Annotated in this window: 12 protein-coding genes; all 12 read left to right on the top strand. The window is 68.2% G+C overall.

Annotation, left to right across the window (positions count from 1 at the left end):
• Positions 1 to 30: 30 nt before the first annotated feature.
• The 12 genes from BO221_RS21895 to cglE all read left to right on the top strand — a co-directional run bounded on the left by BO221_RS21895 (position 31) and on the right by cglE (position 15,521).
• On the top strand, positions 31 to 1,128 hold the full coding sequence (locus tag BO221_RS21895; protein WP_073562441.1) for a HupE/UreJ family protein: 1,098 nt from the start codon (positions 31 to 33) through the stop codon (positions 1,126 to 1,128).
• A 136-nt stretch (positions 1,129 to 1,264) separates the two neighbouring features.
• Positions 1,265 to 1,666 carry a hypothetical protein gene (locus BO221_RS21890; protein WP_233166200.1) on the top strand — a complete coding sequence of 134 codons (402 nt, stop codon included), beginning with the start codon at positions 1,265 to 1,267 and terminating at the stop codon, positions 1,664 to 1,666.
• Between the two features lie 32 nt (positions 1,667 to 1,698).
• A complete protein-coding gene (locus BO221_RS21885) occupies positions 1,699 to 2,472 on the top strand; it encodes a hypothetical protein (protein ID WP_073562439.1) in 774 nt (257 codons plus the stop codon).
• A 143-nt stretch (positions 2,473 to 2,615) separates the two neighbouring features.
• The gene (rplC, locus tag BO221_RS21880; RefSeq protein ID WP_073562438.1) at positions 2,616 to 3,290 is read left to right on the top strand and encodes a 50S ribosomal protein L3; all 675 of its coding nucleotides are present in this window, start codon (positions 2,616 to 2,618) and stop codon (positions 3,288 to 3,290) included.
• Between the two features lie 258 nt (positions 3,291 to 3,548).
• Positions 3,549 to 4,364 (top strand): outer membrane beta-barrel domain-containing protein, encoded by an 816-nt coding sequence (locus BO221_RS21875; RefSeq protein WP_083681310.1) that lies wholly within the window; start codon positions 3,549 to 3,551, stop codon positions 4,362 to 4,364.
• A 14-nt stretch (positions 4,365 to 4,378) separates the two neighbouring features.
• Entirely contained in the window at positions 4,379 to 5,476 is a 1,098-nt protein-coding gene (locus BO221_RS21870) for an outer membrane beta-barrel domain-containing protein (protein ID WP_073562437.1), read from the top strand.
• A gap of 10 nt (positions 5,477 to 5,486) precedes the next feature.
• Positions 5,487 to 7,019 (top strand): hypothetical protein, encoded by a 1,533-nt coding sequence (locus BO221_RS21865; protein WP_073562436.1) that lies wholly within the window; start codon positions 5,487 to 5,489, stop codon positions 7,017 to 7,019.
• Positions 7,020 to 7,295: 276 nt separating this feature from the next.
• Positions 7,296 to 10,958 (top strand): tetratricopeptide repeat protein, encoded by a 3,663-nt coding sequence (locus BO221_RS21860; RefSeq protein ID WP_073562435.1) that lies wholly within the window; start codon positions 7,296 to 7,298, stop codon positions 10,956 to 10,958.
• A gap of 44 nt (positions 10,959 to 11,002) precedes the next feature.
• Positions 11,003 to 12,430, top strand: coding sequence for a tetratricopeptide repeat protein (locus tag BO221_RS21855; RefSeq protein ID WP_233166199.1), 1,428 nt, complete (start codon positions 11,003 to 11,005; stop codon positions 12,428 to 12,430).
• Positions 12,431 to 12,608: 178 nt separating this feature from the next.
• Positions 12,609 to 12,890, top strand: coding sequence for a hypothetical protein (locus BO221_RS21850; protein WP_073562434.1), 282 nt, complete (start codon positions 12,609 to 12,611; stop codon positions 12,888 to 12,890).
• Positions 12,891 to 12,937: 47 nt separating this feature from the next.
• Positions 12,938 to 14,848 (top strand): AgmX/PglI C-terminal domain-containing protein, encoded by a 1,911-nt coding sequence (locus tag BO221_RS21845; protein ID WP_073562433.1) that lies wholly within the window; start codon positions 12,938 to 12,940, stop codon positions 14,846 to 14,848.
• Positions 14,849 to 14,924: 76 nt separating this feature from the next.
• Positions 14,925 to 15,521, top strand: a complete 597-nt coding sequence (gene cglE / locus BO221_RS21840) for an adventurous gliding motility protein CglE (RefSeq protein WP_073562432.1) — start codon at positions 14,925 to 14,927, stop codon at positions 15,519 to 15,521.
• Positions 15,522 to 15,633: the final 112 nt, after the last annotated feature.

The following is a 15,633-nucleotide window of genomic DNA, read 5'->3' as shown; positions in this document are numbered from 1 at the left end:
AGCCCGCCCCCGGGGGCAGTCTCCGGGCCGATGAGGCGGACGGCCCGGCTGGCGCTATCGCTCGTTCTCCTGGTGATGGCCGGGAGCGCGAGCGCCCACGATGCGGACATCCTCTATGCGCAGCTCTGGCGCCCCGTGGCGGGGGGGCCGGAGGTGCATGAGCGCATCACCCTCACGGCGGACTCGCTCGCCCTGCTCATCCCCGCGGACGCGGACGGGGACGGCGTACTCGCCCAGGCGGACCTGGACGCGCGGGCGCCCGCACTGGCCGTGGGCATCTGGGACGCCATGCCGCTGAGCGCCGGGGGCCAGCCCTGCACCCGTGGCGCCACCACCGCCCGGTTGCGCGCGTCCTACGTGGAGCTGAACGCCACCTTCCAGTGCGCGCCCGGCGAGCTCCGCCAGCGCTTCTCCCTGCTGTCCGTGCTGCCGTCCAACTACAAGGTGGTGCTCGGCAGCTACATCCAGGGCGAGCAGGGACAGCGCTTCGCGGATGCCTCCGAGCCCACACTCGTCGTGTCTGAATCCGGAGTGTCCGGGTCCGGACAGCCGGAGCGCGAACGTGTCTCGGGGCTGCTCGACTGGGTGGGCCTGGGCCTGGTCCACATCTTCGGGGGAATCGATCACCTGGCCTTCCTGCTGGCCCTGCTGCTGGTGGGAGGCAGTTTCCGGCGGATCCTGCTGCTGGTGACGGCCTTCACCCTGGCCCATTCCCTCACCCTGGGGGCCACCGCGCTGGGCTTCATCCTCCTGGACGACGCGCGCACGCGCTGGGTCGAGGCCGCCATCGCCCTCTCCATCATCTGGGTGGCCATGGAGAACCTGGTGCTGCGCGAGCACCGCCACCGGGCCCTGTTGACGTTCCTCTTCGGACTGATTCACGGCTTCGGCTTCGCCAGCGTGCTGGGGAGCTACGGCCTGGGCGACTCGGTGGTGACGGGCCTGTTCGGCTTCAACCTCGGCGTGGAGCTGGGGCAGGCCGCCGTGGTCGCCCTGCTGTTTCCCCTCGTCCGGCTCGTTCAGCGCCGGCCCGTGGTGCACCAGCGGACAGTGCGTGCTCTGTCGCTCCTCATCCTCGCGGCCGGCGGATACTGGTTCATGGAGCGCGCCTGGGGCCCGATCGGTTGAATCCGCGCGAGTCCATCCCTAGTTTGCTCGCGGGATTGGGGGCAGCACCTGGGGAGGGCCGATGGGCGCAAGGCATACCCGCTTGGCTGCAGCACTGGCCGCGGCATGGGAGTCCGAGGTTGTTTCGGCGCGTCGTATGACGATGTTGGCCGAGCGACTCGGTGATAGCCGCGGGCGGGCGCGGCTGATGGTTCTCGCCGCTTTTTGCAGGGCGCACGCCTCGCGGCTGCTGGCCCGGCTGGCGGCGCTCGGTCGAGGGCCCCTGCCGGTCCCGCCCGAGGAGATCACCCTCGACGATGACACGGTGATGGAGCTGCGCCGGGAGGGGGCCTTCGCCCGCGCCTCGGCCGCCCGCTACGAGTCCACCGCCGAACTGGCCCGCCAGCACGCGGACCTGTCCAGCGCCTGGGTCTGCGAGCTCAACCGCACCGAGGAGCAGGACCGGGCCCGGGAGCTCTTCGCCCTGGCCGAGGGCGCCGCCCAGGCCGCCGCCGAGGCCAGCCTCTCCTCGGCCGCCGCCGCTCCGGCCGATAGCTGACATTCCGCTGGCCTTGGGCGTAAAACACGCCCATGGCCAAGGTGGAGAGCTACAACGATCTGATGTTCCAGCTCGGCGACCTCGCGAGAGATCGCCTGGCGGGTAAGCCCAACTGTCCGCGGACCATGGACCGTGTCTACCGCGCCGAGGCGGCGCTGGTGGCCCGCCGGGACGAGCTCGCCGCGCTCGAGCAGCAGATGAACGAGGAGGACGCGGCCTGGCAGGACTACCTCGCCCAGTACGAGGACAAGCGGGCGGCCGAGTTCGAGATCGTCAAGAAGTGGAAGAAGGCGGTGGACGCCGTGGAGGGGCAGACGAAGACCCTCCGCAAGACGCTGTCCAACCGCCGCGCGGATCTCCGCTATGCCCAGGACGCGCTCAAGAAGCTGGAGAAGAAGCACGCGGACCTGGAGCTCACCACCCAGGATGAGTCCAAGCTGGGTGGCTCGCGCGACAACATCAAGAAGAACCGCATCACGATGATGCGCCTGGCGCGCGACGTGGAAGACCTGGAGAAGCACGTCGAGCTGGCGCTCACTCCCAAGCCCGGTCAGCCCGGTGCGCCCGGCATCCTGGCGCACAAGCGCAGGCTGGACATGGAAGACGAGATGACCGCTCACAAGGAGCAGGTCGACCAGGCGATGGCGGAGATCGACCAGGCGATCGCCGAGAAGGAGACCGAGGTCCAGGCCGCGGAGGATTATCTGGACCAGGCGTTGTTCCTGCTCGGCGAGGACGTGTACGCCCAGCGCATCCAGGACGCGCAGCTCGCGCCGTTCTACCCGCGATTGGATCGCGCCGAGTGAAGCCCCGCCCTCCCGCCGTGCTTGACGGTAGGGGGCGAGCTGCTACATTGCGCCGCTTCCTGGCGTCCGGGGAACTGAAGTCGGACGCAAGCTGCTGAAATCATTGATGTTTCCGCGCAATTGGCGCGGGTTGTGAGGACGACGTGAAGGGTTTGATTGGCAAGAAGATTGGAATGACCCAGGTGTTCAACGACGAGGGCAACCTCGTTCCGGTGACGGTGGTCGACGTCAACACCTGCCAGGTCGTGGGCAAGCGGACGCCGGAGAAGGACAAGTACTCGGCGGTGACGCTGGGCTTTGGCGAGGTTCGCGAGAAGAACCTGAGCAAGGCCGAGGTGGGCTTCTTCAAGAAGAACGGCGCGCAGCTGCGCCGTCACGTGAAGGAGTTCCGCGTCTCCACCGAGGAGGCCGCCGGCTTCAACGTGGGCGACGCCGTGAAGGCGGACCTGTTCACCAAGGGCCAGCTGGTCGACGTCACGGGCATCACCAAGGGCCGCGGCTTCCAGGGCGTCATGAAGCGCTGGAAGTTCAAGGGCTCGCAGACGGCCACGCGCGGCACGCACGAGTACCGCCGTCACCCGGGCGCCATCGGTCAGCGTAAGACGCCCGGCCGCGTGTACCCCAACAAGAAGCTGCCCGGTCACTACGGCGTGGAGCAGGTCACCACCCAGAACCTGGCCGTGGTGGACGTGGACGTGGAGAAGGGCCTGCTGCTCATCAAGGGCACCATCGCCGGCCACAACGACGGCATCGTCATCGTGCGCCCGAGCATCAAGGTGGCCATGCGCGAGCAGCACAAGGCGGCTCGCGGCAAGTAGTCCGTCTCCCCTGCGTGTGCCCCCTCCCTCATCAGGGGGGAGGGCCGGACCATCGTCCTACCGAGACTCCAGGCACCGCCGCAGGTTCATCGACGCCCCGCACCGGCTACCCTCCGGGCGGGGCGTTCGTGTTTCCGGACCCCGGAAACGTTGGCCAGCGTGCGCTGGCATGCCGTGTGTAGACGAAAGCACACCCCGAGTGAGGCTGGTCCCTTGCTCCTGGGTGATCGCGTGCCCACATGTCTGCGCCACACGGTCATGAATGCACGCAACCTTCCCCGTTTCGTTTCGCTGGCCCTGGTGCTGACGGCGCTGTCCGCCTCCGCCCAGGAGCAGGTGCTGGACCCGGCCGCCGTGCGCCACCGGCTCTTCTCTCCGGAGCAGCGGCTGGAGGCGTCCTTCTCGGTGGGCCTGCCCGCGCGCGAGTACCTCACCGCGCACTACAACCTGAACGCCGGCCTGGCCTACAACTTCTTCAACACGCTCGCCCTCGAGGCCCGCGCTGGCTACGCGCTCAGCCGCCACACGGGCCTGGCGCGCTCCATCTCCGAGAGCTTCCTCGCCCGTGAGGACAAGAAGATCACGGACGAGCTCGAGGACATGTGGGAGATGAATCTGCACGGCGTGGTGGGGGCCCGCTGGGCACCCATCTACGGCAAGCTGTCGCTGCTGGCGGATGAGACGGCCCACTTCCAGGCCTACCTCTGGGCCGGTGGCGGGCTGGCCTCGCTGCGGCGCCAGTCCGTCATCCAGTGCAGCCAGGTGGTGAATCGCGATCTGGGCATCTGCGACAACCGCTCGGATCCGAACAACAACCTCTCCGCGACGCAGTCCTTCTGGCGCGTGGACACGCGCATGGCGCCGGTGGCCACCGGGGCGGTGGGCTTCCGCTTCTTCCTGTCCAACGGGCACGCGCTGCGCTTCGAGCTGCGCGACTGGGTCTTCACGGACGAGTACCGCGTGAACGTGGAGCGCGAGCTCTGGGAGCGGGGCGAGGAGAGTGGCACGCCCGCGCCCAACCCGGGCCTGACGCATCTGGTGCAGTTCGATATCGGCTACTCCTTCATCTTCTGAGGCTGACGTCCCGCATGCGACCGACCGCGTTCCTCGCCGTTCTCCTGTCCGCCACGCTGGCGACCGCACAGGAGGAGACCCCGGCGCCGCCCTCGGAGACGGCGCCCATCCCCGTGAAGCCGCAGCTCGATCCCCCGGAGACCGACGTTCCCGCGCCGGCCGTGCCCGAGCCGCTGGACACCCAGGCGCCCGTGGCTCCCGCTGACGCGCCGCTGGCCACGGCCGGGGATCCCGAGCTGCAGCCGGTGTCGGATCCGAATTCGCAGCGCCTGGTGAACGGGGCGCCGCTGCACAACCCGAACGTGGCCGTGCACGTGGTGCAGAAGAAGCGCTTCGCGGACGAGGGCCGGCACGAGTTCACGCTCTACCCGGTGGTGGCGCAGGTGAATGGCCGCTTCACCGATCACGCTGGCAGCGCGCTGCACTACACCTACCACCTGCAGGAGAACTTCGGCCTGCAGGTGTCCAGCACGTACAACTGGTACTCCAACGAGAGCCTCTTCAACCTGGAGCTCATCGACAAGGTGCGCGAGCAGGCGCAGGCGGCCTCGGCGCTGCTGCTGGTGTGGGGCGCGCAGGCGGGCGTGGAGGTGACGCCGCTCTACGGCAAGTTCGCCTTCTACGACAACCACCTGCTGCAGTTCAGCCTGGTGCTCAACGGCGGCGCCGGCATCGGCTCCACGCGCGTGCTCGTCCGCCCCGAGGTCTCCAATCAGGTGGATGGCGAGTCCTTCACCGTGCCGGCGCGCTTCGGTGACACGGGCACGAAGTTCCTCGGCTCGGTGGGCGGCGGCTTCCGCGTGCAGTTCGGCGACTCCATGGCGCTGCGCCTGGAGGTGAGGGATCTCATCTACACCGCCCGCGTGGACCGGGTGGACGGCTGCAACCTCCAGGACTTCCAGAAGCTGGAGGACGCACGCGGCACTGGTCAGGATTTTTCGCAGCTGGGCCTGACGGGCAGCTGCCAGTTCAAGAAGTTCGACGGGGTGGACCCGAAGACGCGCAAGAACTACCGCGAGGACATCGTCCTGGGGAAGGACCTGGTCAGCAACCCGTCCTCGGACGTGCTCAACAACCTCAGCTTCTACGGCGGCTTCTCCATCCTCTTCTGAGACCCGCGCCATGCACCGACTGATTCTCGCCACCTTCCTGGTCCTCGCGCCGCTGGCCTCCGCGCAGGACATGAACGCATACAACCAGGCGCTCGCGAGCTTCAACGCGGGCAAGCTGGACGCCGCGGCCCCGCTCTTCTTCGAGCTGGCCGCCAACGCGGGGGACTCCGACCTGCGCGCCCGGTCCGAGTACTACCTGGCGCAGACGTACGCCCGGAAGAAGCTGCCCATCAGCGCGCTCGTCACCTACGCGGCCATCGTCAACGCCGGCCCCCAGCACCCGTCCTATTTCCAGGCGCTCGAGGGGCTGGTGGACGTGCAGCAGCAGCTCAACGAGCAGAACCTCGTGGCCAACATCCTCGACAAGGCCTACACGCCCATGGTGCAGGACAAGTGGGTGAGGTTGCCGCGCGAGGTGCTGGCACGCGTGCAGTACCAGGTGGCCACCATCCGCCAGCGCCGCGGCCGCTTCGAGGAGGCCCGCGCGCTGCTCGAGGCCGTGCCGTCCGACAGCCGCGTCTACGCCCGTGCCCGTTACCTGCTGGGCGTGGTGCTGGCGGATCCGCACTTCCCGGGCCGTCCCGCAGAGGCGGACTCGCTGGATGCCGCCGCCCTGGCCGCCTTCAAGGGCGCGCTGGACGCCAAGGGTCCGCAGATCGCCCATGACGAGGTGAAGCAGCTCGCCCTGCTGGGCATCGGCCGTCTGCATTACGGCCGCCACGAGTACCCGCAGGCTGTTGCCTCCTACGAGGACGTGCCGCGCTACGCCCGTTTCTGGGATCAGGCCCTCTTCGAGAACGGCTTCGCCCGCTTCCAGAACGAGGACTTCGGCGGGGCGCTCGGCAGCCTCCAGGCGCTGCACGCCCCGCAGTTCGAGGGCGCCTTCCAGCCCGAGTCGTGGATCCTCAAGGCGACCGTCTACTACTACAGCTGCCTCTTCGACGAGGTGAAGACCACGCTGACGGCCTACGAGCAGCTCTACGAGCCCATGGCGAAGCAGCTCGAGCCGTTCTCCGGCGAGGACGTGGACCTGCTGAGCGCCTACAACCTGGTGGCCGCGGAGAACCGCCGGCTGCCGCGCCCCATCTACCTGTGGATCCGCGGCAACGAGCGCATCCAGGACGTGATGCGGATGATCGAACAGGTGGACGCCGAGAAGCGTGAGGTGACCGCCATGAGCAACTGGTCGGGCACGGGCATGGTGCCGGAGATCACCTCCTCGCTGGAGGAGGTGCGCGGCACGCTGATGCAGATTGGTGGACGCTTCGCCAAGAGCCGCCTGCAGGAGGCCGCGCAGAACCTGCGCACCTTCGCGGACCAGGCGGAGATCATCCGCGTGCAGACGGCGCTCGACGAGAAGGACCTGCTGCTGGCGGGCGTGGATCAGAAAGCCGTCCTGAAGTCCCAGTCCATCTACCGGCCGAAGATGCCCGGGGCCGCGTGGAACTACTGGAAGTTCCAGGGCGAGTTCTGGCGCGACGAGATTGGTTACTACCAGTACACGCTGAAGCGCGGCTGTCCGGCCAAGCTCCAGCAACAATAGATCCTCTACGGGGGTGGAGGATCCGAAGGGGCGGGCTCGTGCGCATGCGCATGGGTTCCGCCCCTTCGTCTTTGTTCAGCCCTGAATCCTCGCCAGGCCCGCTCGGGTCGGATCCCACGGATCTTCCCAGGTGGAGCACTTCTCATTCCAACAGCGCATTTCTACTTTCCCTCGTCCCTTTCGGTAGGTGGTGAGGGAGGCGATGGGGGCGGCCCGGCTTCTCGTGGAGCTGGAGGGGCGCGCTCTTTTTTCCTCGCACCCTCCACAGGAGCTCGCATGAAGGCGGTCCTTCGTTTCGGTGCGCTGGCGGTGGGCGTGGCGCTCACCGCGGGCGGAGCAGGGGAGGCAGCACAGCCCTCGGGCAAGTCCTCCCAGGCGGCGGCGGAGTCGCGCAAGGGGGCCGCGCGTAAACAGGCCTCGTCCAAGCAAGGCCCATCCAAGGAGAAGGAGGCCTCCGCCAAGGGGGCCACCTCCCAGGAGAAGGAGCCCGAGCGTCAGGGTCCGGCCCGTATGGGCCCCGCGCGCATGGGTCCGGGATCGGACAACACGCCGCGCATCGCTGATGCCAAGAAGGACGGGCTGGCGGACCGCAAGCGTGACGAGGCCATCGAGGGCTTCAAGCGCCTGATCCCCAAGCTTCAGGAAGGCTCGCACCGCCGGGCGGACATGCTCTACCGCCTCGCCGAGCTCTACTGGGAGAAGTCCAAGTACCTCTACCAGCAGGAGATGAGCCGCTACCTCCAGGCGGAGAAGGCCTTCGACGCGGCCACTGCCCGCGGCGAGAAGCTGGAGGCGCCCAAGGAGGAGCACGGCGAGAGCGAGCGTTTCCGCGCCGAGACGATGCGCATCTACGAGGAGCTGCTGGGCGGCTACGTGGATTGGCCCCAGCGTGACGAGATCCTCTTCTACCTCGGCTACAACCTCCAGGAGCTCGGCCGGCGCGATGACGCGGTGAAGCGCTACCTGCAGCTCATCGAGGAGTTCCCCCAGTCTCAGTTCGTCCCGGACACCTACGTCCAGCTGGGCAACCACTACTTCGACAACAACAAGCTGAAGGAGGCCCGCTCCTACTACGAGCAGGCGCGCTCCTCGAAGGTGCCCAAGGTCTACGCCTACGCCGTCTACAAGCTGGCGTGGTGCGACTACAACGGCGGCGCCTACGACGAGGGTCTCGCGAAGCTCCACGAGGTGGTGGACTACGCGGGCGATCGCGGCGAGGAGCTGGGTGACCTCAAGACCGAGTCGCTCAACGACGTCATCGTCTTCTACGTCAAGCTGGACAAGGCGAAGGAGGGCATCGCCTATTTCAAGGCCAAGGCCCCCGAGAAGCGGCAGGAGCGGCTGATCTCCAAGATGGCCGCCCAGCTCATGGACGTGGGTCTGTACGACAGCGCCATCGAGACGTACCGCGTCCTGATCCAGGACAGGCCCATGGGCTCCGGAGCGCCGGACTACCAGCAGTCCATCGTCCGCGCCCATGAGGGCCTGCGCCAGCGCAACCAGGTGCGCGCCGAGATGAAGCGCATGGTGGAGCTGTACCGGCCCGGCAGCGAGTGGTGGCAGGCCAACACGAGCAACAAGTCCGTGCTGCGCAATGCCTTCAGCGTCACCGAGGAGGCCATGCGTGTCATGGTCACCGACTACCACCAGGAAGCGCAGAAGACGCGCCAGGTGGAGACGTACCGGCTCGCCCGCGACATCTACAAGCAGTACGTGGACACCTTCGCCACCAGCGAGGACCCCGAGTTCATCTCCGACTCCGCCTTCAACATGCGGTTCTTCTACGCGGAGATCCTCTGGGCCCTCGAGGAGTGGGAGGCCGCCGCCGCCCAGTACGACGCCGTGGTCGCCTTCAAGGTTCCGGATCGCGACTCGGCCCGCGAGGTCTCCAACGAGTCCTACCGCAAGAACGCCTCCTTCGCCGCCATCATGGCCTACGACAAGCTCGTGAAGATCGAGCGCGGCCAGCTCGCGAAGAGCGATCTCAAGGACGGCCAGAAGGTCGACGAGAACAAGTCCAAGGGCCAGGTCGAGAAGAAGGGCCGCATCACCAAGAAGGACACCGATCAGGCCGAGGAGCCGCTCACGCGCTTCGAGGAGCGCCTGGTCGCCGCGTGCGACATCTACAACGAGCTCTACCCGGACAACCCGGATGAGATCGACCTGCGCTACCAGTCCGCCCTCATCGTCTACGACCGCCACCACTACATGGACGCGGCCCGGCGCTTCGGGGAGATCATCAACAAGTTCCCCGCCGAGCGGCGCTCGCGTGACGCGGCGGACCTGACCATGTTCGTGCTCGAGTCCCGCGAGGAGTGGCTCGAGCTCAACAAGCTCTCGCGGCAGTTCCTCGCCAACGAGAAGCTGCTCAAGCCCAGCCCCGAGTTCGCCGCCCGCGTGGCCCGCGTCGTCCAGGGCTCGCAGTACAAGTGGATCCACGAGGTCGTCTACCAGAAGGAGAAGAACCCGGCGAAGGCCGCCGAGCTCTTCCTCGACTACGTGAAGGAGTTCCCCAGGTCGGAGAACGCGGACCGTGCGCTCACCTCGGCCATGGTCATCTTCCAGGAGGCCGGGCAGCTCGACCGCGGCGTGGCCGCCGGCGAGCGCGTCCTCACCGACTACGCGGGCAGCCCCTTCGAGCCGAAGATCCGCTACACGCTCGCACGCCTCTACGAGAAGCTCGCCGAGTTCCGCAAGGCCGCCGCCATGTACGCCGCCTTCGTGGACGCCCATGACGCCGCCACCCGCGCTGGCGCGGCTCGCAAGGCGAAGCCCGTGGCCAGCAAGGGCAAGGACGCCAAGGGCAAGGACGCGAAGAAGGAGTCCATGTCCGGTGACGCGCCGAGCGCCGGCGAGGCCCGCGCCAGCAAGGACGAGGAACGCCGCCAGTTGCTCACCGAGGCCAGCGCCTGGGTGCCGGATGCGCTCTTCAACGCCGGCCTCTGGTGGGAGGGCGTGGGCGAGTCCGACAAGGCCATCTCCGCCTACCGCGCGTACATCGCCCGCTTCAAGGACCGGCCGGACGTGCCGCAGCTCGCCTACAACATCGCGCTCGTCCACGAGAAGGACGGCAAGTCCGCCGAGGCCGCTCGCGCCTTCGAGTCCTTCGCCGGGACGTACGGGCGTGACTCGCGCACCTCGGCCGCACAGCTCTACCTGGCCCGCTACCGGCAGCTCATCGCCTACCGCAAGCTGAAGAACACCCGCGACGCCGAGCGCGTCCAGGGCGAGCTCGTCCGCGGCTGGGCGAAGCTGTCCCAGCAGGAGAAGCAGCGGCCGGACCTCCTGGACGCCTACGGCCACGCGCGCTTCCTCGCGGTGGAGGGCGATTGGGAGCGCTACGTGGACATCCGCTTCAAGCGTGTGGCCACCATCCGGCGCGACCTCGGCGCCAAGCAGCAGTCCATCCAGAAGCTGGAGAAGGCCTACGTGGACGTGCTCGGCACCGGCTCGGGCGAGTGGGGCATCGCCGCGCTCACCCGTATCGGCCTCGCCTACGCGGACTTCGCGCGCAACATCCTCGAGTCGCCGGATCCCGCGGGGCTCGACGAGGAGCAGACGGCCATGTACCGCGCCGAGCTGGAGAACCTCGCGCTCCCGCTGGAGGACAAGGCCACCGAGGCGCTCGAGAAGGCGCTGGGCAAGGCCTACGAGCTGTCGCTCTACAACGAGTGGACCCTGGCCGCGCAGGACCAGGTGAACCGCTACCGCCCCGGTGCCTACGCCCAGGTGCGCCAGGTGCCCTTCCGCGGCAGCGAGTTCTTCGTCACCTCGGACGTGGCCAAGGAGTCCGGCCTCCCCGAGGTCAGCCAGGCCACTCCCGCCGTCCAGGAGCCCGCCGCACCCGCGGCTCCGGCTCCCTCGTCCACTGAGACCCCGGCTCCCGCGGGCAACGCGGCGCCCATTCCGCCCACCGCTTCCGGGGAGGCCCAGCCGTGAAGGTGACGCACATGCATCCGCAGGCATCCGCAGGGAGTACGTTCATGGCGTTCCGCCGCACCCTCGCCGCCGCCACGCTGGCCCTCACGGCCGCGTGCGCCACGACCTCGCAGGTGAAGCCCGTGCCGGTGGCCACCACCGAGGCCCCGGCGCCCGTTGCTCCGGCTCCCGCTCCCGTCGCCGAGACGAAGAAGGAGCGCGACATGCGGGAGACCTTCGCCCAGGCCGTCGCCGCCTTCGACGCGGGCGACTACGCGAAGGCCGAGGAGGGCTTCCGCGAGGTGGTGGAGAAGGCGCCGCAGAGCCTCAATGCCCAGTTCAACCTGGGCGTCATCGCCGAGCGCCAGGGCCGCATCGCCGACGCGCAGGCCGCCTATGAGAAGGTCCGCTTCCTCGAGCCCGGCCATGTGCCCACGCTGCTCAACCTGGGCCGCCTGTACCGGGTGCAGGAGAAGTACGAGGACGCCATCGCCCTCTACGAGGCCGGGCTGAAGGTGAAGGGCCGCGAGCACGAGGCCTCGCTGCTCAACAACCTCACCGTGGCCTACCGGCTCGCCGGCAAGCACGAGCTGGCCGAGGCCACCGCCCGCCGCGTGCTCGCGCGCCACCCGGACGACGCCGAGGCGTACAAGAACCTCGCGCTCGTCTACTACGACCAGGGGAAGTACCGGCTCGCGGAGCTGGTGCTCGCCAACGCGCGCAAGCTCGATGAGAAGGACCCCGGCATCTACAACAACCTGGGGATGATCTACCTGAAGCTGGAGGACCGGCCCCGCGCGCTCGCGCAGTTCCAGAAGGCCGTGTCGCTCGACGAGCGCTTCGCTCCCGGCTACCTCAACCTCGGCGCCATGGCGCTGGCCTGGCGCGACTACGCCGGCGCCGAGCGCTCCTTCTCCAAGGCCGTGGAGCTGGAGCCCGGCTCGTCCGAGGCCTGGCTCTACTACGCCTATGCGCTGGACGGGCAGAAGGGCGTTGACGCCAAGAAGGGACTCGCCGCGGGCGAGGCCTTCGAGAAGGTGCTCTCGCTGCGCGCGGAGCAGCCCGAGGCCCTCTGTGGCGCGGGCTGGGCCTACGCCGTCGAGCGCGCTGGCTGGGACAAGGCCGAGGGCTTCCTCCAGCGCTGCAAGGACCTGGGCTCCACGAGCGCGCAGGACAAGCAGATGATCGACTCGAAGCTCCAGGGCATCGCGGCCATGCGCAAGAGTGGCCAGCCCGAGTCCGCGCCCGAGGAGAACGCACCCAATCCGGCCGCGGTCGGAGGCAGTGGTTCGATGCTCGACAAGGTGTCCGATGAGGCGGCGCCGCAGGAGGGCGCGCCCGCAGAGGGTGCTGCTCCCACCGAGGGTGCCGTGACGCCTTCGGGTGACGCCACGCCCGCGGAAGGTGCCGCGCCTGTCGATGGTGCGGCGGCGTCGCCGGAGCAGGGCGGGCCGGCGGCCGAGCCTCCGGCCGAGACCCCGCGGGCCGAATAACCTACCGGACCCGGTGGGAAAATTTTTCCACTTACTGGGTCCTCACGGGGAGCGAGTGGAAACGCTTCACAGGGATTTCGCGGCATTCCACGACCCGGGACGTTGGTGCAGAGCGTGCAAGGAAGCTGGAAGGAACCTCATCCGGGACCCGCTGTCCCATCCGACGAGGAGGCCTGACATGAGACGACTGGCAGCGGCAGTGACGGTGGTGGCGTTGTGGGCGGGGCCGGCGCTCGCGGAGGAAGAGCCGAAGACCCAGGTGAAGGTCATCCAGGAAGAGGACAAGGTCGTCGTCCGAAAGAAGACGACGATCGACTTCACCGACATGGCGGTGGAGGGCGAGCTCACGAAGCCCGAGGGCTCGTACGTGCTCAACCGGAAGAAGACGGACTTCCAGAGCCTCATCCGGGTTCGCGACAACTTCAATCCCGAGCTGCAGAAGTCGGTGGACAACCTCTAATGAGCGGCGTGGGCATGGCGGGTGGAAGGGAGGAGGAAGGATCCTCTATGGCGGCGGGGAAGAAGAACGGATTGAGGTTGAGGATCACCGGACCGGATGGCTCCGTGCACGAGGCCGTGTCCGAGGCCGAGAGCGTCATCGTGGGTTCGGGTGCCCAGGCGGCGGTGAAGCTGCTGGACCCTCGGGTGTCGAACCTTCACGTGATGTTGAAGGTCGAGTCCACGGGCTCGGTGACGGCCATCGATCTGGGCAGCGAGAGTGGCACGCAGGTCGGCGGTCAGCGGGTGGTGGGACCGAGGACGCTCGAATCGGGTGACGTGCTGATGCTGGGCAGTTCGCGGGTGGAGGTGCTCTTCGGCAACGCGGAGACGCCGCCTCCTCCAACGGGCGCGCAGGTGGAGGGTGGGGTGGGGCTGCAGGGCTCCGTGCTGCACCCTCGAGCCCCGGAGCCGCGCGCTCCCGAGGTGGGCAACCGGATGGTGCCTCCGGGCCTGCGCAACCGGACGGCTCCCGAGCAGGTGGTGCGGAGCAAGCAGGCTCCGGCGGCCCGGCCGGCTCGCTCGCTCGTGGCGGCGCACATCCGCGAGCCGTTGCCGCCCGAGGCACTGCCCACCAAGGACGCCAAGGTCCTCCAGGTGCAACTGCTCTGGGGCGATCAGATGATGTCCATCCAGCACTTCCGGGACGGAGTGCCGGTCACCATCGGCGAGGCGAAGAAGAACTTCTTCCACGTCTTCGAGTCCGAGGTGGGGACGCGTCACGTGCTGGCGGTGGGGCGCGGCGAGCTGTACGAGCTGCACGTGCCCGAGTCCTCTGGCGTCATCGTCACCCACAACGGCGACGTGCGCACCAAGGACAGCCTGCGCGCCGAGGGCAAGCTGACGGCCTCGGGCAAGGAGCACGCGTACACGCTGGGCCTGCATGACCGGGCCGAGGTGTCGCTGGGCACGCTCACCTTCGTGGTGCGCTACGTGAAGCCCTCGCCGGCCGTGGCGGTGAACACGCTGGAAGCGGCGGACTTCACCTGGTTCAAGATCGCCGGCATCAGCTTCCTGGCGGCCGGTGCGTTCCTGGCGGCCATGCTGCTCACGCCTCGCTCCGAGGCTCCGTCCACCGACGACATCTTCGCGAGCCAGCAGCGGGTGGCGAAATTCCTGGTGCAGCCGGCGAAGCAGATCGACACCAAGCGCTTCGAGCAGAAGGGCGCGGAGGAAGGCGCCAAGGCCAAGGACGAGGAAGGCAAGTTCGGCAAGGAGGAGGCGAAGAAGGCCGAGGCCGATCCCTCCAAGCCGGGCACCAACATCGTCAACAAGAACAAGCGCGAGCAGGACCGCAAGGTGGTGGGCCGGGTGGGCCTGCTGGGCGCGATGAAGGGCCTGAAGGGTGGCGCCTCCGACGTCTTCGGTCCGGGTGGCCTGGGCACGGGCATCAACAACGCGCTGGGTGGCCTCAAGAGCGGTGCGGGTGTTGGGGATGCGCAGGGCGTGGGCGGACTCGGCTCGCGTGGCTCGGGCACGGGCGGTGGTGGTACCGCGCTGGGGCTCGGCGGCCTGGGCACCAAGGGCAAGGGCCGCGGCGCGGGTGACGGCGGCGGCATCGACCTGGCGGGCCGTGGCAAGACGGTGACGAAGATCGTCCCCGGCAAGACCACGGTGATTGGCGGTCTGGACAAGGACGTGATCGCCAAGATCATCCGGAGCCACCAGAACGAGATCAAGTACTGCTACGAGACCGAGCTCAACAAGAACCCGAGCCTCGCGGGCAAGGTGGCGGTGGCCTTCACGATCGATCCTGCGGGAGGGGTGTCGGAGGCGAACGTGACGGAGACCACGCTGAACAGCTCGGCGGCGGAGAACTGCATGCTCTCGCGCATCCGCCGCTGGAAGTTCCCCGAGCCGAAGGGTGGCGGTGTGGTGGCGGTGACGTACCCGTGGCTGTTCTCGCCGGCGGGTGAGTAGCCGCACGCGTCTCGAACCGTAACGAAAACCCCTCTCCCCGCACGGGGAGAGGGTTCTTTGTGAGGGTTGTTCCGATATGAAGAAGCCGCTGTTGGCCGCCGTGCTCGCGATGCTGCCCACTACCGCTCTGGCGGCCACGCCGCCGGAAGGTGTCCCGCTGGAGGTCCGCCGCGGCTTCTTCACCGAGGCCGATATCGGCGCGTTCTTCACGCTGGGCGGGGAGAACATCTACTCGAACGCGCAGTCGTACCTGCAGTTGGGCGTGGGGTACGACCTGACGGACAAGGTCTCGATGGGCGTGCACTTCGGGCTGGGCTCGTCGGCGGCGAACTGCTTCGCCGGGTACATGCCAGGCACGAACGTGTGCAGCATGTCCGACAACTTCACGGTGATGTTCGCGGACGTGACGGCGGCATACATGGTGCCGTTGGCGGACCGTCTGTATTTGATGCCGAAGGTGGCGGCGGGCCTGTCGCGGTTGGATCCGGCGCCGGTGGGAAGTGGAGACCCGGGAGCGGCGCTGACGGCGCCGAACGCGGGGCTGGGCATCGGTATCGAGTACGCGACGCCGATGGACCACTTCTCGGTGGGAGCGGACTTCCTGGCCCGTTACATCATCGGGCCCAACATCCCCACCTTCGCCTTCTTCCCGCGGGTGAAGTACACGTTCTGAGGAGAGCTCGGGCCCGCTGCCGCACGCCGCTCCTGGCTGCTCGGCGAGGAGGGGAGGGCGGACCCCCGGTACACCGTGCTTGACTCACCGTCATCGCTTCGGGAAGCATCGG

It is taken from the genome of Archangium sp. Cb G35, from assembly GCF_001896145.1.
GTDB lineage: Bacteria > Myxococcota > Myxococcia > Myxococcales > Myxococcaceae > Archangium > Archangium violaceum.
Note: the sequence above shows the minus strand (reverse complement) of the source record. Positions and strands in the feature narration are given on the sequence as shown.

Coding starts and splice junctions, on each gene's coding strand:
- BO221_RS21895 (WP_073562441.1), top strand. CDS start 31: ATGAGGCGGACGGCCCGGCTGGCGCTATCGCTCGTTCTCCTGGTGATG.
- BO221_RS21865 (WP_073562436.1), top strand. CDS start 5,487: ATGCACCGACTGATTCTCGCCACCTTCCTGGTCCTCGCGCCGCTGGCC.
- BO221_RS21875 (WP_083681310.1), top strand. CDS start 3,549: ATGAATGCACGCAACCTTCCCCGTTTCGTTTCGCTGGCCCTGGTGCTG.
- BO221_RS21850 (WP_073562434.1), top strand. CDS start 12,609: ATGAGACGACTGGCAGCGGCAGTGACGGTGGTGGCGTTGTGGGCGGGG.
- BO221_RS21870 (WP_073562437.1), top strand. CDS start 4,379: ATGCGACCGACCGCGTTCCTCGCCGTTCTCCTGTCCGCCACGCTGGCG.
- BO221_RS21855 (WP_233166199.1), top strand. CDS start 11,003: ATGGCGTTCCGCCGCACCCTCGCCGCCGCCACGCTGGCCCTCACGGCC.
- BO221_RS21885 (WP_073562439.1), top strand. CDS start 1,699: ATGGCCAAGGTGGAGAGCTACAACGATCTGATGTTCCAGCTCGGCGAC.
- BO221_RS21860 (WP_073562435.1), top strand. CDS start 7,296: ATGAAGGCGGTCCTTCGTTTCGGTGCGCTGGCGGTGGGCGTGGCGCTC.
- BO221_RS21890 (WP_233166200.1), top strand. CDS start 1,265: ATGACGATGTTGGCCGAGCGACTCGGTGATAGCCGCGGGCGGGCGCGG.
- BO221_RS21845 (WP_073562433.1), top strand. CDS start 12,938: ATGGCGGCGGGGAAGAAGAACGGATTGAGGTTGAGGATCACCGGACCG.
- cglE (WP_073562432.1), top strand. CDS start 14,925: ATGAAGAAGCCGCTGTTGGCCGCCGTGCTCGCGATGCTGCCCACTACC.